This is a genomic window from Lewinellaceae bacterium (assembly GCA_020636105.1).
GTDB lineage: Bacteria > Bacteroidota > Bacteroidia > Chitinophagales > Saprospiraceae > BCD1.
In genome coordinates this window covers 3,893,808-3,914,800 of record JACJYL010000001.1, presented here as the reverse complement: position 1 = coordinate 3,914,800, position 20,993 = coordinate 3,893,808, and the positions used below count along the sequence as shown (strand labels likewise).

14 protein-coding genes are annotated in these 20,993 nt (G+C 42.3%); 4 read left to right on the top strand and 10 right to left on the bottom strand.

Translation table 11 applies throughout. The features are described from left to right. Window positions 1-14: 14 nt before the first annotated feature. From H6571_14665 to H6571_14640, 6 genes are all read right to left on the bottom strand, one after another. Window positions 15-1,940 carry a hypothetical protein gene (locus tag H6571_14665; protein MCB9324980.1) on the bottom strand — a complete coding sequence of 642 codons (1,926 nt, stop codon included), beginning with the start codon at window positions 1,938-1,940 and terminating at the stop codon, window positions 15-17. A 23-nt stretch (window positions 1,941-1,963) separates the two neighbouring features. Beyond that, window positions 1,964-5,707, bottom strand: coding sequence for a hypothetical protein (locus H6571_14660; GenBank protein ID MCB9324979.1), 3,744 nt, complete (start codon window positions 5,705-5,707; stop codon window positions 1,964-1,966). 10 nt (window positions 5,708-5,717) lie between these two features. Next, complete coding sequence (locus H6571_14655; protein MCB9324978.1) at window positions 5,718-8,048, bottom strand: hypothetical protein; 2,331 nt, start codon at window positions 8,046-8,048, stop codon at window positions 5,718-5,720. 32 nt (window positions 8,049-8,080) lie between these two features. Then, a complete protein-coding gene (locus H6571_14650) occupies window positions 8,081-11,518 on the bottom strand; it encodes a hypothetical protein (protein MCB9324977.1) in 3,438 nt (1,145 codons plus the stop codon). Window positions 11,519-11,808: 290 nt separating this feature from the next. Continuing rightward, on the bottom strand, window positions 11,809-12,573 hold the full coding sequence (locus tag H6571_14645) for a hypothetical protein (protein ID MCB9324976.1): 765 nt from the start codon (window positions 12,571-12,573) through the stop codon (window positions 11,809-11,811). Between the two features lie 166 nt (window positions 12,574-12,739). After that, window positions 12,740-13,054 (bottom strand): hypothetical protein, encoded by a 315-nt coding sequence (locus tag H6571_14640; GenBank protein MCB9324975.1) that lies wholly within the window; start codon window positions 13,052-13,054, stop codon window positions 12,740-12,742. 514 nt (window positions 13,055-13,568) lie between these two features. Here H6571_14640 and H6571_14635 point away from each other — a divergent pair. From H6571_14635 to H6571_14620, 4 genes are all read left to right on the top strand, one after another. Continuing rightward, window positions 13,569-13,853 (top strand): TIGR03643 family protein, encoded by a 285-nt coding sequence (locus H6571_14635; protein MCB9324974.1) that lies wholly within the window; start codon window positions 13,569-13,571, stop codon window positions 13,851-13,853. 78 nt (window positions 13,854-13,931) lie between these two features. Then, window positions 13,932-14,291 carry a hypothetical protein gene (locus H6571_14630; protein MCB9324973.1) on the top strand — a complete coding sequence of 120 codons (360 nt, stop codon included), beginning with the start codon at window positions 13,932-13,934 and terminating at the stop codon, window positions 14,289-14,291. An 80-nt stretch (window positions 14,292-14,371) separates the two neighbouring features. After that, window positions 14,372-14,716 (top strand): hypothetical protein, encoded by a 345-nt coding sequence (locus H6571_14625; protein ID MCB9324972.1) that lies wholly within the window; start codon window positions 14,372-14,374, stop codon window positions 14,714-14,716. A gap of 115 nt (window positions 14,717-14,831) precedes the next feature. Further along, window positions 14,832-15,575, top strand: a complete 744-nt coding sequence (locus tag H6571_14620; protein ID MCB9324971.1) for a hypothetical protein — start codon at window positions 14,832-14,834, stop codon at window positions 15,573-15,575. Window positions 15,576-15,807: 232 nt separating this feature from the next. Here the strand turns inward: H6571_14620 and priA are convergent, their stop codons facing one another. The 4 genes from priA to H6571_14600 all read right to left on the bottom strand — a co-directional run bounded on the left by priA (window position 15,808) and on the right by H6571_14600 (window position 20,835). After that, a complete protein-coding gene (gene priA, locus H6571_14615) occupies window positions 15,808-18,288 on the bottom strand; it encodes a primosomal protein N' (GenBank protein ID MCB9324970.1) in 2,481 nt (826 codons plus the stop codon). Between the two features lie 26 nt (window positions 18,289-18,314). Then, window positions 18,315-18,809 carry a YkgJ family cysteine cluster protein gene (locus H6571_14610; protein MCB9324969.1) on the bottom strand — a complete coding sequence of 165 codons (495 nt, stop codon included), beginning with the start codon at window positions 18,807-18,809 and terminating at the stop codon, window positions 18,315-18,317. Between the two features lie 33 nt (window positions 18,810-18,842). Further along, window positions 18,843-19,058 (bottom strand): hypothetical protein, encoded by a 216-nt coding sequence (locus H6571_14605; GenBank protein ID MCB9324968.1) that lies wholly within the window; start codon window positions 19,056-19,058, stop codon window positions 18,843-18,845. 88 nt (window positions 19,059-19,146) lie between these two features. Further along, the gene (locus H6571_14600) at window positions 19,147-20,835 is read right to left on the bottom strand and encodes an SBBP repeat-containing protein (GenBank protein MCB9324967.1); all 1,689 of its coding nucleotides are present in this window, start codon (window positions 20,833-20,835) and stop codon (window positions 19,147-19,149) included. Window positions 20,836-20,993 lie beyond the last annotated feature (158 nt).

Below are 20,993 nucleotides of genomic sequence, written 5' to 3'. Positions count from 1 at the left end.
TGAGTTATTATTTGTTAGGAATTTTTATTTGTTTGTTCCGGAACTAAATAATACATTTTTGAAAGGTTAATATAATCCTGTTTACTATCTTGCTGGGCGATGAGCCATACGCAACCATTGAACCCGAGTGTTTGGAGGCAATAGGAGTTTCCCCCGCCTAAAAGGATATTATCCCATCCAACAGATGGGCTACCTCCAGGTGCCCCCTTTCTGTAACCTTCTCTGGTTATGTCTCCGGTTTTATATTCATTGTCGAAGACAATCCAGCAATGAGCAATTTCCCGGCCATCCTGATTTTTGGTGACATACGTAAGGAATATTTTCCCTTCCATGGAGATAAGGGCCGCAGCGACGAGCCATTTAGAATGCTCACAAATGGTCATGGGTGATCTTTTTTCAATATCGAAAACCTGCCCCCACGACCACCCATTCTTCGTTTTACTGTACTTCCATATATCCCTTACCGGATTTCCTTCAAAGGCTTCAAAACCTCCTCCGATCCAGATCTCCATTTTATCCATGTCTTCCGGGGCTGAAGCATCCCTTAAAACGGTCGCCGAAAACTGGCACCTTGCGGGAAATCCTTCAGGGGTCGTTTCCTGGTGCCATTGTTTACCGTCCCACCGTTTGACTTCATTGAGCCCGTTTCCGAATTCATCCAGTCCGCCTATCACCCAAATATTGTCGATTCCATTAGCATCAGGAAAAACAACACAGGAATGTCCCATGATGGGATCCCCTTTTATCGGCTCGTGCTCTTGTCTCCGATTCTTGATTTTTCTGGATACATCCACATCATAACTACATAACTGGTTGGAGGCGCTTTCACTGCGGATCTCGAGTAAACTTCCCCCAATAAAATAAAGCCTGGCAGGCTCATTTTTTGCACTGGCATAGAATACCGAAGGCCGGTGAAGATCCGCTTCCTCAATTATGATGGCAGATCCGCCCTCGCCCACTGGTTCCAAATTTCCCGTGCCTTCTGTATTAGATTGCCGAAGTCGAATGGGTTTTCCTTCTTCTTTTTCGATCGCTGCTGCTTCCTCGCCCACTGGTTCCCAATCGTCCGTGCCTCCTGTATTTGATTGCCAAAGTCGAATAGATCCTTCTTTTTTGTACCTCCCCAATGTCCAGATTTTGTAATCATATTCATTCCCTATCAATTGCAGTATTTCGCTTATTTCCTTTTTTTTCTTCACAATTTGTGACAAAGCAGTGGTATTCCAACCAGTTTTAGGAGTAATGATTTTTCTTTTGTTAATTTCTTTGGCGACCTGTTCCCCTTTGGAAGTCTTCAAATAAATATGTGTTGCCTCTTCGGAAGTGTCAACAATTTTTATTGGCAGGTTTATTCCTTCGCAAACGCCATTATCATCTATTTCAGGAAGAACTTCAGAACCTACAATATCAACTTCACCACCATCTGCATAATGGATACTGTATTCACTTATATTGCGGCATTTCCAGGAAAGTTTGACTACTCCTGAATTATACAGAAAGGAAGGATTAATGTGGAAGTATTCAATGGTATTTACATTTTTGGCTATACGAACGAACGCAGGGAGTTGAGCCAATTCCTTTTCCTTATCCTTCCCGAATAAGGTAACTTTTAGCGTGGCCTGCTTTATCTCCGGGTTATGGTTCGGATTTAAATAGACATTTTCAAATTCAAAAACAAAAGAATCTTTTAGTTTTTGCCCCATTTTAAAATCCGCGCCTGTTTTTGTTCTATCATAAGTAATATTTCCATCATAAACATAACCTGGCGTATACACATGGTTACCGTCAGTAATTATACTTAAGCCTTCTACCTTGATAAGGTGGATGGCAGCCATTTTATCATTACTTTCAGTCCCAGAAAGCTTATAACTAAGCTTTTTGCCAGTATTTTTTTCCAAGCTATTCAAGCAGTTGTTTTCCGGTTCAATTTTGTAATCCATCTGTTCGTTTTTTAATTTAAAAGTTATTTTTCTTCTTCCTGTGTTTGTATTATAACCCCTTCTTTTTCCAATTTCAAAAATCCTTCCTGGAGGCCGAGGGATTTAAAATCATTATTGGCGGATCCGGGATGAGCTTCTTTATGTCCCCATTTCCCCTTTTCATCGAGAAAAAACCAGGACCACTTCCTGGATTGTTGCTGAAGGGGAAGATTCAGTTCATCCAGGGCGCTAAGTACCGGTGTCGTCTGGATATATAATTCCATATTCTCCAAAGGTTCCTGGATATATTCCTGTGGCAGGTCAATAAATTTCTCCGGGAGAATACCCGTTCTGGCAGTCACCCCTCCCCTTGGGTCAATTAACAAGGTAAGGTCGAGCCTTGGGGCATTCAACCCAAGTTGAATTTGCCCGGCTCCGAAATACTCATTTTTGGAAGGCTCAAAACCATGAGCCAGATTTAACTTTTCAAAATCATCATTCAGAAAATACCCTACCAGACCATCGTTTCTATGCTCACGGTTTCCCAGGCTAAGGTTAAATTTTATATTCTGAAGGCCCCGGGCCTCCAATTGAGTTTTCTCATCCCAGGTTGCATTATTCGTTTGAGGATAAGCAGGAAGGCCAAAAGATTCCAACCCAACCGAAGCCCTGGCAAGGGCCAAAGGCTGACTTACCTGGTGGGCCAGGTTATTGCTATACTGCTGGCCTTTTTTGCCGAAGGAAACATCCAGGTCTTCCAGTACTTTTTTCAGATCTCCCCAGGTTTTTCCAGAAGCTTGCAAGCTTTGCACAAAAAGGCGCAAAGTTTCATCTTTCACGACAGCCTCCATGTTTTGATCCTTCGTTTCATTGCCCTTAACCGGGGCGTTTCGCCATCCAAAAGGCTGGTTGTCCGAAATATAAAAAAGGGCTCCCAGGGCCATGCCTTCCTGATCATAAATCCATAAACTTTCGTCTATCCGGTGATACAAAATCCATCCATATACAGGACTGGTGGAAGGGTCGGAATTGGAATCCTGATCGGCATGCTTCGCAGATTTCCATCTGAACATCAACCGGGCGGCCTGGCAAAGCCGGGGCGGCAACCTAAAAAGGTGTTTCGCTTTAGATTGATTGTCACTGGCAGCGATCAAACTACCCGAAAAATTGGTTGTTTCCTTTAAAGTATCTCTTTTTCCAACATATTGAATCTGACCAAAAGAATCAACGATCCAGAGTTGCCTGATTTTTATATGGCCGGCCCTCAAAGGAAAAAAATTGGGTGCCGATTCCTTTATACTATCTGACATGGGGAGGAAATAATGACTCTTCGACTCGTATTGATCTAAATTCTCAATACGCCGAATCTTTTTGTCCCCTTCATTTTTTTCCATTAACGGAAGCCTGATGGCCTGTTTTTGCATCAGCAAACAATCGGTCAGCCCGTCCAAAGATTGCGACAAAAGATTGATTTGACTCAACTTATCAAAGCCTTGCAATTTGCTTTTGAGTAATTGCTCCGCCACATTTGACAACAAAGTTTTACCCTCGAATACCATTTTATTTTCAGTATTGACATCCCCTTTCCAGCTGTATTGGGTTTTATCCCATTCCCAGTTGGAAAAATCAAATTCCCAGCTATCTGCCTGCTTTTTGTAATCCGGGTACCATTCTATTTCCCACAACATAAACAAAGGCGTCCAGGGCGATTGCCACCTGGTTTGCCCAATGGAGGCGAAATATTTTTGTCTCCCCATGTCGAAAATATCTTTTGCAGTAATACTGCCTCCATCGGCTGACTGGAATCCCAATAATTGATTTTGGAGTTGCGCCTCAATAGGTTTTTTGGGGTTTAAGAAATTCTTAATAGCCTCACCTAAACTTTTGTGGTTATCATTATCCGTTCCTCTACCACTTTTAGTGGAAAAGAAGGTTTCTGCCATTTTTATCGCAGCAATTTGATCCATCAGGAGCATTTCAAAATACAGGCTTTCGACCACATCCAGGGGCATATCTGGTTTAATGGCCAATGGAAAAGCGGGCAATCCGGCATCTTCAACAGAAACCCATTCCTTCGATATTTTTTCCGTCCGCAATAAAACCTTATCGATTACCCCCTCCATCAACCTGCCTTTCACTTTTTCATTCGAATCTTCCTGGCGGTATTTATCTGCGTCATCGATACCTGGCCCGTAAAACAACAAAGCCGGATCTTGTGGTCGCCAAAAGTTGGGCATTTTTTTTCGGGCCAGCCGGTATTTGCCTTTGGCATTTAAGGTAAGATTGCCTTTGTCATTTTTTTCAGGTTCCTGGGTATAACCCAATAATTCATGTATCTCTTTTTGGGAAGTACCATAACGGTACCCGTCATTATGGTCGTAACCGAGTTTATCCGATAAGATTTCTATTTCCTTAATAAGCGAATCAATTTCAGCCTGAACATCCTTGATCTCCTTACTTTCCTTAATTTTTTCAACCGCCACCTTATCTAATAATTCCCGGTCCCAGGCAGCTCTGAATTCAACCTGCAGGGAATTTTTTCTTCGGATCTTTTCATCATATGAATTTTGATCCTTATTGAGTTGATAGAATGAGGTCTTCAATTTTGCTAAATTTTCCAGAGCCTTCTTTTCCAGAGCCACTTCTTTGGGTTCATCAGTTTTTTTTGCCTCATTAGTTTCTTTTACAACAGCCTCCCTGAAAAAAGTGAGGTCCGGAAAAGGCGGCAATTTTTCTTCCTCCTTTTCTTTGGCCTCATCGGTGCGTTCGATCTCCCAAACCGTTCCTCCTCCTATGGGCGCAAACCCTCTCTCGTGGACTTGGGATTCAATTTCACCCCGTGTTTTCACCTCTTTTAATAAATCATATTGAAAGGCAGAGAGCAATTTTTCATCCGCTTTCGTTTGTTTGGATAACCGGGCACTAAGCCCTTCTACCGCAGTATTTCCCAATACGGTATTCACAGCGGTTTTTATTACCGGGGCCGTTTTGTCTTCATTGTTACTCCAAACGACCTCATGAAGTGCCGAGTGACAAATGGTATCCTGTCCTGTTTCCGGCCATGTGCCCGGGTGCTCCCATCTTTTTTTAAGCTCTTCCAGGCGCAACTCCCATAATTTTTTGTCTGTCTTGCCAGCAGGATTAAGTGGGTCCAGTTGTCCATCGGAATACCAGCCCACCACTAAGTAAGTAAAAGTTAATTTCTGCGTCTTATCCAAATGCTCTAATTTATCATGAAAGCCAAAAACATTCTGGCAGCTATTATACAATGCCGAAAAAGCAGGATTGCCTGGAGCCATGGCCGTTAGTGTTTCTCTTGTTTCATCCGGCTCCGTCCAGTCCTCAAAGGACATAACCTTCCCAATTTTTTTGGAAACAAACCCCTCCTTCTCATCCATGGACAGCCAATTGAGTGACCAGTCGTCATCCTCCGTATAATCACTTTCTATCACCCAGGCTTTATGTTTTAGGTCGTCTTGTTCACTATGTATTCTCAATACCAGCCAACGATTCGGCACAGCAGGGAAATTCAATTCTTCTTTATAAACAATACCATGAGTAAGCGCAGAGGGTAAGGTCCAATGCAAGTGAATACCCACTTCCTGGCTGGGAATCCTGATAGATGAAAATAAGCCTCCCTTTTCCAATTTACTCCCCACCAGTCCTTCGATATTGTCATAATCCAATCCCAGGTCTTTCCATTGATCATGGGGAGATGGAGCAACCCCATTGAAAATAAAGGCTTTTAAATCCACCGGCACGATAAAATATGGTACGTTCTCGCTCATCAATTTTGATTTAATACTTAAGTTCCAAAGTGAAAAGTATCGGGCTTTCAACCATGTGAAAGGCAAACTGGGCCGAGGTGAATGTTTTCTGACCGGTTACTTGTTGCATATTTTTGGCCATTTTTTTAATGTCCAAAACTTTTAATGTCTTGTTGCGAAAAGGAATCTTTTCTACTTTTTTTTGCGTATCAATTGTTCCCAATAAATCTCCTTTTTCCGCAACTCTAGGGTGCTTTAAAAATTTCTCCTTACTTGATTCTTCCAGTCCAAAATGCATGGATTCCGGAGGCTGAATGATCACTATTTGCCTGACTTTTCGGTCGAATAAACAAAACAGAATATCGTCTTTAATACGCTCCAGTCGCAGAGGAACCAGCCAATCAAGATCATCTTCTAAACTCGCATCTACTCCTTTAGCAAATACTTTAACCCCTATCCAGCCCGATATTAATTTGGACCGCAACATGAAGCCGGAAATAAACCCGTTCAAAGAAGGAGATATGACCTTGTCTTTGTCCTTAATTTCTTTTAACTCCGCAGCCATTTGATCCGCTTGGTTCTTTATCCTGGACCAAGGCCCTTTCTCCATAACCTGGTTCATCAGGTTCTCAGAATCACTTGTCCATGCTATACTCAGGGCACCATCCAACAAACATTCGATCCAGCCATAATCCATGTGAAAATTGGCGAGGGTTTCTTCTTTCAGCATTTTTTCATTGGGCACCAGGTAGTTGAAAGGAACATCGAAGAGCAACAATTTATCTTCCAGCCAATTCCTGAGGGTTTGGGGAATAGGGGGACGTTCAGGATCCAGTTTTTTGATGGTTTTTTTTTCAGGGCTGTCTTTGACCTGTTCCTCTCCCGGGTTGAATTTTTCGGTTAAAAAAGCCTGGACAAGATCCTCGAAAATAAAGGCTTCCTGCTTTTCGGAATCATTGGATACTTCCGTCTCTTCGGAATCGCTGGATGCTTTCTGCTTTTCTATTTTGGGCATTAACTTTTCCCATTGTTCTTTGCCCACGCCAGGTAAGGTATGTATCACCGTATTTAAAGCGGAAGAAGTATTTTCCAATGCTTTATATTGATTATTCCAGGTAAATAAATCTTTACTAAATAAACTATCCTTCAGGGCAAGCATGCGGCCCAGTTGCCAGGCAGCGGCATAGGAAGCATCGAAGAGGCCGGTGTCCTGATCATACCTAAGGGCCTTGTCTGCACTTCGGTAGATCCTGGTCCGGGGGTCAGTAGGAACAAAATTCGGGCTTAAAGGTCCCCGGTACCAGGCGTACGTTTCAAGGCCATTTCGGGTATGTTGCGGCAACGGAACATAACCATACTCAAAAGCTTTTTGCAAAGCCTTATTTTTCTCTAAAGCCGCCATGGAAGCTTGCTTTTCCTTTGAAGCTGGTGAATCAGGATTTTCTTTATCAGGAAGATCAGGGTGGTACTTAAGTTGATTGACGGCTAAATCTTCACACAGTTCTTTAAAATTTTTGCCGGCAGCCTGGGTAAAACTCCACTGATAAAAGGTAACTACCCGAACGGACGTTTCATTTGTTAATTCACCTTTTTTTTCTATCGTGTCCTGATGCCCTTCCAGGGACACCAGAAAAACGGTATGATGTAAGCCTGAATCTGGATCCTCCTGATTGACTGAAGGCATTCTATTACAGATGAGGGTAGAAAAAAAGCCGTCATCATCGATACTGGCCGCTTCTTTATTCTGGTCGACAGATACCTTTTTTACGTGAGCCAGGAAAGGCAAGTCTTCCAGGGGCGGGGCTATGTTCTTAAATAACGCTCCCGGTATATCTATATATTGACAAGGCTGGCTTAAGTCTACCTTTTCCCATGGATTTAGTGTTAATGCAGGGCGCTTTATGTTGTCCTGCTTTACCTCCAAATCGCTCAGGGAACCGGTTTGTATTTTAATGGGCTTTTCCTTATTTTCAAGTATCTCTTTTTCAGACAACAAAAGCAAAGCCATCCAGGGTATGGGGTTGGCAGCATCCTTAGCCAATTGACCATCAATGGTTCGCTCCCACGGTAAAGTCCTTCGGTTAAAAACGATATGGGGCAGGCTTGTTTTTACATGCCCATAATGCCCGTCCGGAGGATACACTGCATAGATGCCTCCCACATCCAGGGTAAACCGTGGAGCATCAACGTGAAAGGTTTGTGAATTTCCTTCTAATCCACCAACGGCTGCACCATTTTTATCCTCGATCCCCGTGACATCGGCAGTAAAATGGTATTTCCCTGCCAGCATGGTTGGAAGGCTATGTTGGATAAAAACGAGTTTCTCCTCTTTCCATTCTATTTTTGATGCATCATTCGCCATCTATATCGTCATTATTTTTTTGGTCATTTTTATTATTCGTATTGAGGAATTTCGCCTATCCCTGATATCACAGGATCATCCTGCAATTCATCTACATACGCTTCCCATTTTTGATGATTAATCGTTTGGGGTTCAATGGCTTCGTCTTCCAGCAGGTAAAATGCTTTCATAATATCAATGGCCACCGAGGATTTATCATCAGCTTTTTTTATCGAATCTCTTGTGGTTTTTTTATTATCAGGCCCGGTCTTTAAGAAACTTCGTTCCCACTCGAGCTGCTTTGTTACAGGGTTGAACTTACCCTTCAGGTCAAATTCCGGCGTACCTTTGGGAATAGGCCTTTCAATTGGTTGGATGATCAAACCTGCCAGCGTATTCCTTATCACCTTCGCTTCCTTTGGCGTTTTATCTTTTGTATTCAAGGACTCCGGACTCCACAGGGCCTCGGGAACGCTTTTTACAAAGGGCTGGATCGAGAAGGTAAAGTCTTCTTTCTTTTGCTCATTTTCCAGCAAAGACGCTTCTTTCAAGTTCAAATCAATTTCCAGGATGGAAGTCAATTGGGAGATCCCCATCGGGCGTATGCCTAATATTACGGGGGCCTGTATCGGTGCTTCTCCCTGAAGTTTTAAGCGGTTATTGACCGCCTCTGTCAACGACGTGATCGGAATATCCGAATCAATTTTCAATACAAGCTTGTGGGGGTTAACGATTTTATAAAGGCTGTTCCCCTCTTGATCCTTATGGTCTACTATGATACCGTCTTCAATGAAAATGGTAAGCGGTTGGGTGATTTCCTCTTCTAAAGTGATTTCCTCTTCCGTATCGACCTCCTCGTTTGTATTGGCTTCCTTTTTTGTAGGTAAAAAAGAACTCCTGAATTCGTCCCAGCTAAGCGGATCGGGTTCCTTTTTGGAGGAGTCGCCAAATGGAACGGTGAAAGAAAATATATTCCAGGTCACCAGTATCTCTCCGGCAAAAGGAGGGCCCCAGATGGTAAGTTCTGCGCTCATTTCCAGTTTGAAATGAATAAAAGCAATATGGGCTTCAATGCCGATCCGGATACCTGCCGACAAATCATACTGGAAGGGCGCCCACCCAATGAGGATATCTACCCAGATGATCACATAAGCTCTTAAGAATGAAGTCTTGAACTCCACCTCCCATTTACCGCCCGCCATAATATGGGAAGGGGTCAGGGCGAAATACAGCTCTCCCTTCATGGAAAGCACGGGAAGAATTTGCCAGTTGAGCGACAAGCGGTCCACCGTCGGGTAGTGGACGGGTTTTTTGAAGCGTGGGTGATACCCTCCAAGGGTAACGACAAAATCGCCTTCTTGCCGACCGCGTATCCAGATGTAAAGGGCAAAACCACCACGCAATTTGGCATCCTTACCAAAAACGTAGGAATTACGGGTAATCATGGCTTCCACCGTGATCACATCACTATCCGTTCCGAAGCTGATCTTTAGGACCAGTTCCACGTATACCAACGGATCCATTTCCCCTAATTTGGGCGGCAAAGACAAAACAGATAATCCGAGGATATCAAACCTTAGCCGGTTGCCAAAGGAAACGATCAGCAGAATAAAAGAATCAATGATCTTGAAGGAAGTAAACTTGATACCCACCGCCAGCCAGTAATCGCCGCGGGAAATTTCAATGGGCAGTTTCCCTGATTTTTGGGGCGTTTGCAGGTCCGACAGAATATCCATCAAACTCTTTGGCTTCGCGACATTGGCGTTCATGACCAGGGAGACCAGCGGAAAATCCTGGACCTCATCAATACCCGGTACATTTACTTTTCGGTTGATGCCAAACCCGGCGGCAATACCGTTGACAAAAAAGAAGGCCGGTCCTCCGATGGGACCATCGTAGGCCCCATAAATGAACATGGAGGTATAGGAATTATCCTCTTTTACGGGCACCCCATTTTCATCTAATAATACCAGTTGTGTTTGGGGGTCTATTTTATCGACTGTAACAACAACTTTAGCAAAAGACCCAAGGGCTGAAATCTTAAACTTACTGAGCTTTAAAACCGCAGCACCTGTATACACGTTTACCATCTGGCCATCCACCTCCTGGGTACCCCGCATAAACGCCCCACTCACCTCTATAGGGTCCTTTTTGAAGGAAATGCCCAGCCCGTCGAGGTAAAACTCTGTCACCTTCGGCGGCCATTTGGCTTCAAAACCGAGGCCAAAACCTTTCAGCTGGACGCCCAAAGCCGCAATGGTCAGGGAGGTATCCAGCAAAATGATGATATTACCCTTGTAAAAACCGAAGCCAACGCGTTGCAGCTCTACCGGTCCCAGTTTCTTACCGATTTTCACCCATTTGGCACTGGAAGAAACGGTGCCCGGGATGTTGGTAACATTGGTATCTTTTGCAGCTGGAAGGTTCTTATCTTCCCCCTTTTTTACTGCCGCTTGTTCTTCTTTAGCATCTGCCTCCAATTGTTTCTGACCCGGAGAAAAGAAATAAGCCTTACGCTCCTTGCCAATGGTCATTTTGACAGACAGATGGAAGGCAAAACCACCTTGCTTGCCAATGTTAGCATCCGGCTCCGGCAATTTTAAGGCCTCTTCTTTGCCACCGTTAAGGGCTTTGAATTCTTCCTTGGTAAAACTGCCCCAGGATACCATGACCAGTATCTCATCGATCTTAAAGGATTTATCTCCCTGCAGTATTTTTCCGGCCAGGGGCAGGTTTTCCAAAGAAAAGGTTTCCCCTAAACCGGCTCCTATGCCCAATAAAAATCGGGAGGAACTTGTTTTCCCTGGGTCACCGCCAACCTGCTTATTCTCCTTGCTATACAACAGGAAGGCCTTGAAATTCTGAATGGTAATATCGGGAATAAAATTAGGGGCTCCTTTAAAAAGAGGCTCAAAAAGGGTTTTGAGGTTTAAGGCGCCTGAATAATCGTACCGGGCGAGTAAAAAGGAACTGGAGCTTTCTCCATTCCCAGCACCTCCAGTAATTTTTTGACTGGAAAACTCAACACTAAAATGATGATCGCCTATTTCTAAAATACCCCCAAAGGAGTTGGAGCTGCTCTCTTTGGTTTTATCGTATCGGTAAAGGAGCGTAATATCAAGAGGCGGCGTTTTATCGTTTATCTCTATTTGGGTCTTTAATCCAATTTCAAATTTGCTTTCATCTACTGTGGAACCATACTTTATAAAGATAGACTTAACTGCAGGTAGTTTACCCAGTACATCAGGCAGATCTGCATCTTTGAACCTATCGTCAAATGCACGAATTAAATCGCCCACACCGAGCGGTTTGCCTACCTTTTCCAGGAAAAAATAAATACTTTTTTCCTTACCCATCGATACCCCCGTTCGCCCGGAAAATTCAAGACCACCATACAGAAAGGTGCCGTAGAGACCCAAACGCCAGGGGTTTTTCCGATCATCCTCGTTTGATGAATTTTCCTGATCCGTTTTTGCAGATGTATCGCTCATAAATACTTTCGTGATTCAATAGAGGGTTGTTTGATCCTAAATCTTCCGGCAACGGCCTTTGATTATGTCCGTACATTTCCTAAACTTCCCTGCCCCTGCATTGGAAAGGAAAGTTATCCTGAAGTAGTATTCCGGTAATTAAAGGCCCAAAACAGCACGGCCAACTGACTATCCTAACTGCATCGAAGGCCCTTAAACGGTCGCCCTCCGGAAAGCTATTTTGCCTATGCCTGTTTAAGGATTGTTCAGGCACAGGCTAATCGGCTGGTTCAAAATAATTATATCTCTTTCTAAGCAAGCTTTAAGACTTCCTCTTCGGTCAGTTCTTCATTCGTTACCAAAAAACCTATATTTTTAAGGGTAAAGGCCCCAATAGTCAATTCTTGACCACCTTCACTCTCAATCTCGATTTTAAAGGTTTTTTGGGTAATGTTGAAATGGAATTCCTTGAATACAATATTGTAGTCCATAATATCCTTAAATTGGCCATCAGTTAGCAATTCCGGTTTTTGCAACTCCAGTTTTTCAACAGTCGAACCTGTTCCAACTTGTGCCGTTTCATTTGCTGCTACTTCCTCATTCTTTGTATTCAGCCAATTGACCAACGCGCCTACATTTATTTTTGTGCCGGGGATTTTTTCGTCCCCAACTTTATCACTAAAGTCTATGATCCAGTCTTTATTTTTATTCATATTGCCAAAACGGACGGCAAGCTCTACCGCGGGGTTTAGCGGGTCCGGTCCAATAGCCATTTGCCCCCTGAAATTTAAAGTCACAGAAGACTTACTTGGGCTCAGTACAGCGTTATTTCTGGTATCGTCTAGGGTTAATTTGGCCTTCCTAGTTACAACAGTACCCGTGTCCGATGTATAGGTCACAGTTACAAAGTTATCCCCTTGTTTAAAGGCATCATCAGGCGCGGGGCTCAAATCAATTTTGAGATCACTTGAGTCTTCCACAGGTGTTACCGATTGAGGCGCTACTGAAATTTCTTTCGCAGAGTTTTTATCTAATGTTATTTTGAAATTTGTATACGTTACAGTTTCTGATGCCATGATCTAAAATTTTATAAGGTTTATAGATGAATAATTTAATTCGTGTAGGTATTTATTAATAAAAAAATTCTTCAATAATTAGGCCTGCCCCGGGCCTGAAGAGCCTTAAAGCTCGTTTTTTATCGGGTGCTTTCCTGTTGAAAATTTATCCGTTTCAGCCAAAGCTCTAGTCATTGTCGAAAACGATCATAAACTTGTCTGCATACTCGGAAGATTCATCTGCATCTATTAACGATAACAACTGATCTCTCAAATCATTTTTTTTAAAACTTGTTTCGACAGAGACATACATGGCAGGTCTTGGAGCTGGGATCCCAGGAATAGGAAATTGACCGCCGGTGGCACTTTCAAATAGGACATTATTTCCAGTCTGACCGTCCTGCTCATTCAAGGCCTGTATCCATTCCCGTATCGTATTAGCTGATGGAAGGTCATAATCTATTCCAGCGTCAGCACTGACAAGATAGAAGGTATGATTCATTGCAAAATATTTTAAACAGATTCCAGGTGGACACAACCATCCTGTGCGGAATCTTTGGGTGAAAAAATAAAGAACACTATCCCCGCTTACCCAAAAGGCAAGGGAGCTCGGCTTTGAAAGCTGATTATTGAGAAGTAATGTAACTTGTTAGTGTTTAGTGGTATGGTCTTAATACTTTTATTAGTGATCTTGTACAAACAATCGGGATTAAAGGAGGAACCTTTAATAATTACTGATCATACCCTTTTTTTTCTAAACTATTTGACAAACGATTTGATTCACAACATTCCAAACATAAGCCTTTTATTTTTAATTAAAACAAACATTAGGTAATTTTTTTTTTAAATAAATTCTTTTTCATTTTACTTAACCCCAAAAAAAACAAATAACAGTTATCCCATTTCCTCCTCGGGGTTTGTCCCAAAAATCCTTCGTGAGCGTCAACCAATTTCCTGAAAACGCGTTGTTGATAGCGTATCCAAACAGTATTTAAGTAAGAAGACAAAACAATTGTATGCAAGCCAATCTAACAGACAGAGCGCTGGACCGGATTATCGAAATGGCCTGGGAAGACCGTACCCCCTTCGAGGCTATCGAATTTCAGTTTGGATTGAGTGAAAAGGATGTCATTCAGATGATGCGCAAAACCATGAAAATCAAGAGCTTTAAATTATGGCGCAAGCGTGTCCACAGCGGCGTAAGTCAGAAACACCTGAACAAGCGCAACCCGGAAATCAATCGTTTTAAATGCTCCCGCCAAAAGCAGATCAGCTACAATGAAATATCCAAGAGAAGATAAGGCTATGAGAACATTAGGAAAATTTAAAATGATAAATTTAAATTTTAAATTTACTGATTTTCAGTAATTTATAAGATTATGAATAATACTTTCATCCCACTCAATGTGGTCAATAATCCACAGCAACCTCAACTGCCTGAACCACAAACCAATCACAAAAAATGGGCCTTTTGGCTTTTTGTGGGTTACCTGGTTTTGAACTGGGCTATCGTTTTTGTATCGGGCAGGATTCCCGAAGCGGTTGAAGACCCTGTGGCCTACAGCAGTCTTTTAAAATATTTACTCTACATTTCATGGGGAGTGTTTTTCATTGGACTGATTTTCGCTATCATGAGTTACCGGAACAGGGAAGTCCATGACTACCAGTACAGGGTTTCGATGTGGGGATACATTATAGGCTTTATCTTACTGGCGGTTTCCATCATTGCGTATTACTAGCCGGTACACTTCATAAAAACAACCGTTATCCGGATAATTTAACCTAACTTACTCCTCCAAAGATCCACAACCCGTATAAAATGCAAAAATCAAATAGCAAATTCAACTTCATTACCAAAATGGAAAGCAATTACAAAAAAACTGCCTTCCGTTTTTTTATCGCTTATCTTTTCTCAACCTGGGGGATTTTCTTCCTTTTTATTGGTTTCGATTTGGATTCTTTTGACCCTTCCGTGCTGGCAAAAATTTCAGAAACGATTTCTATTATTTCAAAGGTGCTTTTGGGAACGGGGATTGTCTTCACGGTGCTCAGCCATAAAAACCATGAAGAAAAAGATTTCCAATACCGCATTTCGTTTTGGGGTTTTGGCATCAGCTTAATATTGGTCATTCTCCCATTCCTGTTGAGTAGCAATTTTTTCTAGGGTAAATTTTTGACCATTAATTTTGTTATAACTTTCAATACACTGTAATCTAAAATTCTATTAGAAAAAACCCGATATTTGTTCTTAACGGCGTTCCTCCAAATCATTACAGCCTATGCAGTCCATTGACGAGGTAATTGACACCTTAGAACAAATCATCATTGATTCAAAAACAAACCAGAACCCTCTGGGGTACTTTGCCGTATTGTATCTAAAAGTGACAAAAAAGGTTAAAGAAGGCATCTACCAGGGCCTGTTCAATGATAATTTAAGGATGGAAAAGCTGGACGTCATTTTTGCCCAAAGGTACCTGGATGCCTATTTTGATTACCAAAAAAATAAAAAGATCACAACCTCCTGGGGCCACACCTTTGAACTATCCACCCGTTTTTGGCCCATAGTGCTCCAACACTTGTTGTTAGGAATGAATGCACACATCAACCTCGACCTGGGCATTGCCGCCGCCGAAATTTCAAAAGGCAAAAATATCGAAGACCTGAATGAAGATTTTCACCAGATCAATGAGATTCTTTCTTCTCTTGTTGAAGAGGTGGAAAATGACCTTGCAAAAGTCTGGCCCACTTTAAAATGGATCCTCAAACTGGCCCGAAATGCAGATAATTTCCTGGCTGACTTCAGCATGAAAAAAGCGAGGGACGGTGCCTGGAAATTCGCCAAAACACTGGCCGATACTCCCGAAGACCTTTGGGAGGCCGAAATCAAAAAAAGAGATGAAAAGGTATCCGGAAAGGTGAAACTTATTATTTCCCCGGGTTGGACCGTAAATACAATTCTGGGAATAATCAGGCTTAGTGAACGAGGATCCGTGGCCGATAAAATAGATAAAATGTGGCAATAGGCTTATTTTCAATGACAAGCCTGCAGCACCAGGAAAAGCCCATTGTTCGTACAGTTTTAAAAAAAAAGCCAAACTTTACCTTCCATCGGCACCTCGCCTGAATTCAGTTTTTGAAACAATTTGAAACTCTCCCGATATACAGTACAGGGATGTCGCCGCCTGCCCTTTGAACTCTCCCGACCTAAGGTGCGGGATGTCGCTGCGCTCCACTTGAACCACTTGAACCCTCCCTCTACATCGGATCCACGTCCACATTCACCCGAATGGTCGAAAATCCCTGCCCCTGGCTCAGGTAGATGGCCGCTTCGGCGATGGATTCTTTGGCGAATTTCATCTTGTTCGGATGGGGTTCCATTTTCACCATAAGGTCGAGGATATAATACCCACGGACACGCGAAACGTAAGGTACGGCAGGGCCGATCACCCAACTGCCCAGTTTTTTCTTTAGAAAAGAGGCATAGACACGCATCCCGTCATTGACCACCTGTGGTTTTTTATGGCGAAGGGTAATCTTAATGAGTTTGTAAAAAGGGGGATAATTGAAGGTTTGTCGTTCCTGAATTTCCCTGGCAAAAAAGCTATTGAAATCATTGTCGATCACCTCCCTCAACACAGGATGAGCCACGTTAAAGGCCTGGATGATCACCTTACCTTGTTTGTTCTTCCTGCCTGCCCGGCCACTGACCTGCACCATAATCTGGAAAGCCCGTTCTGCCGAACGAAAATCGGGAAACTGCAGCAACTGATCGGCACTTAAAACGCCCACGACACCTACGCTTTCAAAATCAAACCCCTTGGTCACCATCTGCGTTCCCACGAGAATATCGATACGCTTTTCCTCAAAATCATTGATCAGTCGCACCAGGGCATTTTTGGAACGGACCGTATCCAGGTCCATACGGGCGACCTTAGCCCCCGGCAGGTAGATCTTGAGTTCGTCTTCAATCTTTTCCGTTCCGAATCCCTGGAGAGTGAGGTCGTTGCTGCCGCAGGCCGGGCAGGCTTTCGGTAATTTCGTATGATACCCGCAATAATGGCATTCCAGGTGCTCCTTGAACTTATGGTAGGTAAGACTCACATCACAATTGATGCATTCCGAATGCCAGCCACAGGTTCCGCAACGGTAAGTGGGCGAATACCCCCTGCGATTCTGGAACAGAATGGCCTGCTCCCCGTTTTCGAGCGTTGCTTTTAATGTGTCGAGCAAAAGCGTCGTAAAATGCGACATCATCTTCCCTTCCTTCAGTTCTTTCTTGGCGTCGGCAATGACGATTTTAGGCATTTGAATACCGCCAAACCGTTCCGGCATTTCGACCAAAACGTATTTGCCCTTTTTGGCATTCTGGTAAGATTCCAGGGAAGGAGTGGCTGTACCGAGAATGGTTTTTGCCCCGGTCAGGTGCGCCAGGTAAACCGCCGCATCGCGCCCATTGTACCGGGGAGCCGGATCGTGTTGTTTGAAGGAAGCATCGTGCTCTTCGTCCACAACGATGAGGTCCAGGTTTTGGTAAGGCAAAAACAGGGCCGAACGTGCCCCAAGCACCACGGGTTTTCCATTCAGGACGGCATTCCAGATCTCCACCCTTTCGTCGTTGCTCATACGACTGTGATAAACAACGATGTCGTTCCCGAAAATACGCTGAAGCCTTTGCACGATCTGTGTCGTCAGGGCAATCTCCGGCAGCAGGTAAAGAGCCTGTTTTCCTTCCGCCATGACTTTTTTGATGTACTCCACGTACACCCGTGTTTTTCCGCTGCCGGTAACCCCGTGCAGCAGTACCGTCCTTTGGTTTTGGAATGCCTTGTCTATGGCTTCGAGGGCTCCGTTTTGCTGGTCCGAAAGTTCGGCAGCATCTACGGTATCTTCTTCATAGGCGCCCATGCGGCTGACCTCGCGATCGTAGCTTTCGAAAACTTCTTTTTTTATGATGGCATTGATCACCGAAGTATCTACATTCGCCAGTTTGTAAATATCCTGCCTGCGCACAAAATCCTGTTTTTTGGATAGCTGGATATAAGCCATCAGCGCTTCTGCCTGTCGATCGGATCGGCTCAGCTTTTCAAAAGCCTCGCCCAATCGTCCCGGTTGGGAAACGTATGGCTCACACAAACGAACACAGGCTACCTGTTTGGGTTTATACTTTTCTACCAGGTCTTCCTTCAGGTAGATCAGGTGTTTTTCCAACATGCTCTTGATCAGGGGATAAACGGTTTCTTTATTGAGAATATCCCTCACATCCTTTATGCTGATCTCTTCCTGGAGGGAGAGGGCTTCGGTGATGAGAAATTCCTGGTCGTTGAGCAGGATCTCATCGGGCACGAACACCGGGCTGAGTACCAATCGCGTCTCGCTGGAAAGCTTTAGGTTGGCCGGCAGGGCCGCATTCATCACCTCCCCGATGGTACAGGCGTAATAATCGGCCATCCACAACCACAGTTTCAGTTGAATTTTATTGACAATGGGCGTGGAATCCACCACCGAGAGAATGGCCTTGGGCTTTAACCCTTCCGGCTGTTCATCCAGTATTTTGACCACAATGGCGGTGTACAACCGGTTTTGCCCGAACTGCACCTCCACCCGAACGCCAAACTGTATCTTGTCGACCAGTTCTTCCGGCACGAAATACGTATAGGGTTTGGGCAGTGCCAGCGGCAGCACGACCTGCACGTAAACGCTTGTCGATTGTATGTTGTGGTATTGTGATTTTGGCACTAGTGGTTATATTTTAAGGCTTTTGTTCAGTATCTGTATATGTTTTTCATCTTCTCTACAATGTAGAATACCGCAGGGCAGGTAAGGGTATTTTGGCTATGCATAAATCTTCTGCTGGCAAATCCCTTTTTATGGGTATGAGGATATTCCTTACACTCTTTCGGTCGAACCGAATAGATTTTACACGTATTATCTTCCGCCAAAAACGAACATGGTAAGGTTTTTATAATCAGATCGCCCTCTTCATCTTTTTCCAAATAAATCTCATGAAATTCCTGAGTCGATATTTCCAAAAAATCAGAGATTCTGATCGCGTCTGCTTTAGTGACCAAAGTGCCTAAGGTCTTACAACAATTTGCGCAATCCAGGCAATTGATCTTTTGAAATGCTTCAGCATGAATTTCAGCGGCCAGGGCATCTACCCTTCGCGCATTTTTCATTTTTAAAGCGGTCAAAAAATCGAAATTCTCATCCTCATTTTTGACGGAATCGGCTTTCCAGTTTGATATGAATTCATCCATAATTTTGATTTTTATGGTCTGGTGGAGCTGTAGTTATTGTTTTTTACCCTGGGGGAATTTAGCCTTTTCAGGATTTGTATCTTTTAATGATATTATATAAGAAGTTAATTCACCTACTTCTGTTGGTGTAATTCGACTTGCTTTTTTGTGCTGGGTCTGCTGCAAAAAAGTATGTGATTTATTGCAAATCTTTGCAAATAAACTTCCGGTACAAAATGGTGTTTTCTTGGTTCGTTCATATTTTATCATCAATGGCACATAACTAAGTTGGATCGCGCAAAAGCAGTGCCGACGTTTAGGAGGCATTGACAGCCCAATGTTGTACGGCGTTTCAAAGTTAATCTACCAAAATACATTTTGTATAGAATTTTCTTCCTGTATCTAGTATTATTGTAATATGATAAATTCCAGATGATAATCCTGGTAGGTTAATCGTGCTAGCTGTTTTATTTAGAAAACCCTTATAAACTTTCTTACCCAGGTTATTTACTACTTCGAATCGGGCATTTTCTACTTCTTCAGATATTTCTATATTAAATTGACCACTATTTGGATTGGGGTATAGTTTGACTTTTGATTGTTGTATGTAATTTAATCCTACATTCAATTCTCCAGTTAGTTTCAATATAAATATATCATTAGGTCCACCTTCTGCAGAAATGGAATTAAAAATATTTTCATCTGGATCGAAATCTATAGTTCCTGAAAAATAACCAGTAATATAAATATTTTTCATTTCATCTACCTTTATAGAAAGTCCATCTCCAGTTCCCGTTCCTCCGACCCTTTTTGCCCAAATTAAGTTTCCTTCTGAATCTAATTTTTGGATAAAAATATCTTCACCTTCGCCTTCTAAATAATAGGTGCCATCATTGGGGTCAAAATCAACTGCCCCTGAAAAATGTCCTGTAATATATATATTATTTTCATCGTCTGTTGTTATAGAATATCCAATATCATTGTTACTTCCTCCGACCCTTTTTGCCCAAATTAAGTTTCCTTCTAAATCTAATTTTTGGATAAAAATATCTTCACCTTCGCCTTCTAAATAATAGGTGCCATCATTGGGGTCAAAATCAACTGCCCCGCTAAATCTACCAGTAGTATATATATTACCGTAATTATCTATTGCTATTGAATTTCCAACATCATCACTAGTTCCTCCAATTCCCTTAGCCCAGACCAAATTTCCTTCTGAATCTAGCTTTTGTATAAAAATATCCCAACTACCATTTGAGATTAAGAAATTACTATTCTCTTCATTAGGATCAAAATCTGAAATTGAAGAAAAATATCCAGTACTATAAACATTACCTAAATTATCAACAGCAATAGAATTCCCTATATCTGAGTTAGGACCTCCCATCCCTCTTACCCAAATTAAATTACCATTTGAATCTAGTTTTTGGATAAAAATATCTCTCGATCCGGAACTTGTCAAATTGTAAGTATCATCATTAAAATCAAAGGCTGCAGTTATTGAAAAAAAACCGGTACTATAAACATTACCAACATTATCAACTGTAATCGACATACCTGTATCATGGCTAAGTCCTCCAGCACCTTTAGCCCATATCAAATTTCCAGATTCATCAAGTTTCTGTATATAAATATTCTCACTTCCCATCAAGTAACTGATACCATCATTGGGATCAAAATTTGAAGTTCCAGTATAAACACCAGTAGAATAAATATTATTTGATTTATCTACAGCTATTGAGTTTCCTTTTTGATCACTAATTCCTCCCATGCTTTTAACAAAAATCAAATTTCCTTCTGAATCCAGCTTTTGTATGAAAATATCAAAAAATCCATCACTAGTAAGATTAGTCATATTATTATTAGGATCAAAATCTACCGTTTCACAAAAGTATCCTATTGTAAAAACATCTCCTTCTTCATTTATTGCTATTGAATTCCCTACATCCTCACATATCCCTCCAACTGTTTTTATCCAGTCAAGAGTTTGTGATTTTGATGTTATGCTAAATACTATTATAAGCAATAGAAATATTATTTTTTCCATATTTTTCATTTTTAAAAGCTGGACTTTAAAATTATATCGAAAATTAGTAAAAACCATTTTCTTGTCTTTTCAAACTTCAAGAGTCATGAAAGCAAATTTTTGATATCAATTTAAGTTCTATTCTTTGGGTTTTAATGCCGTATAACATAACGGTAAGT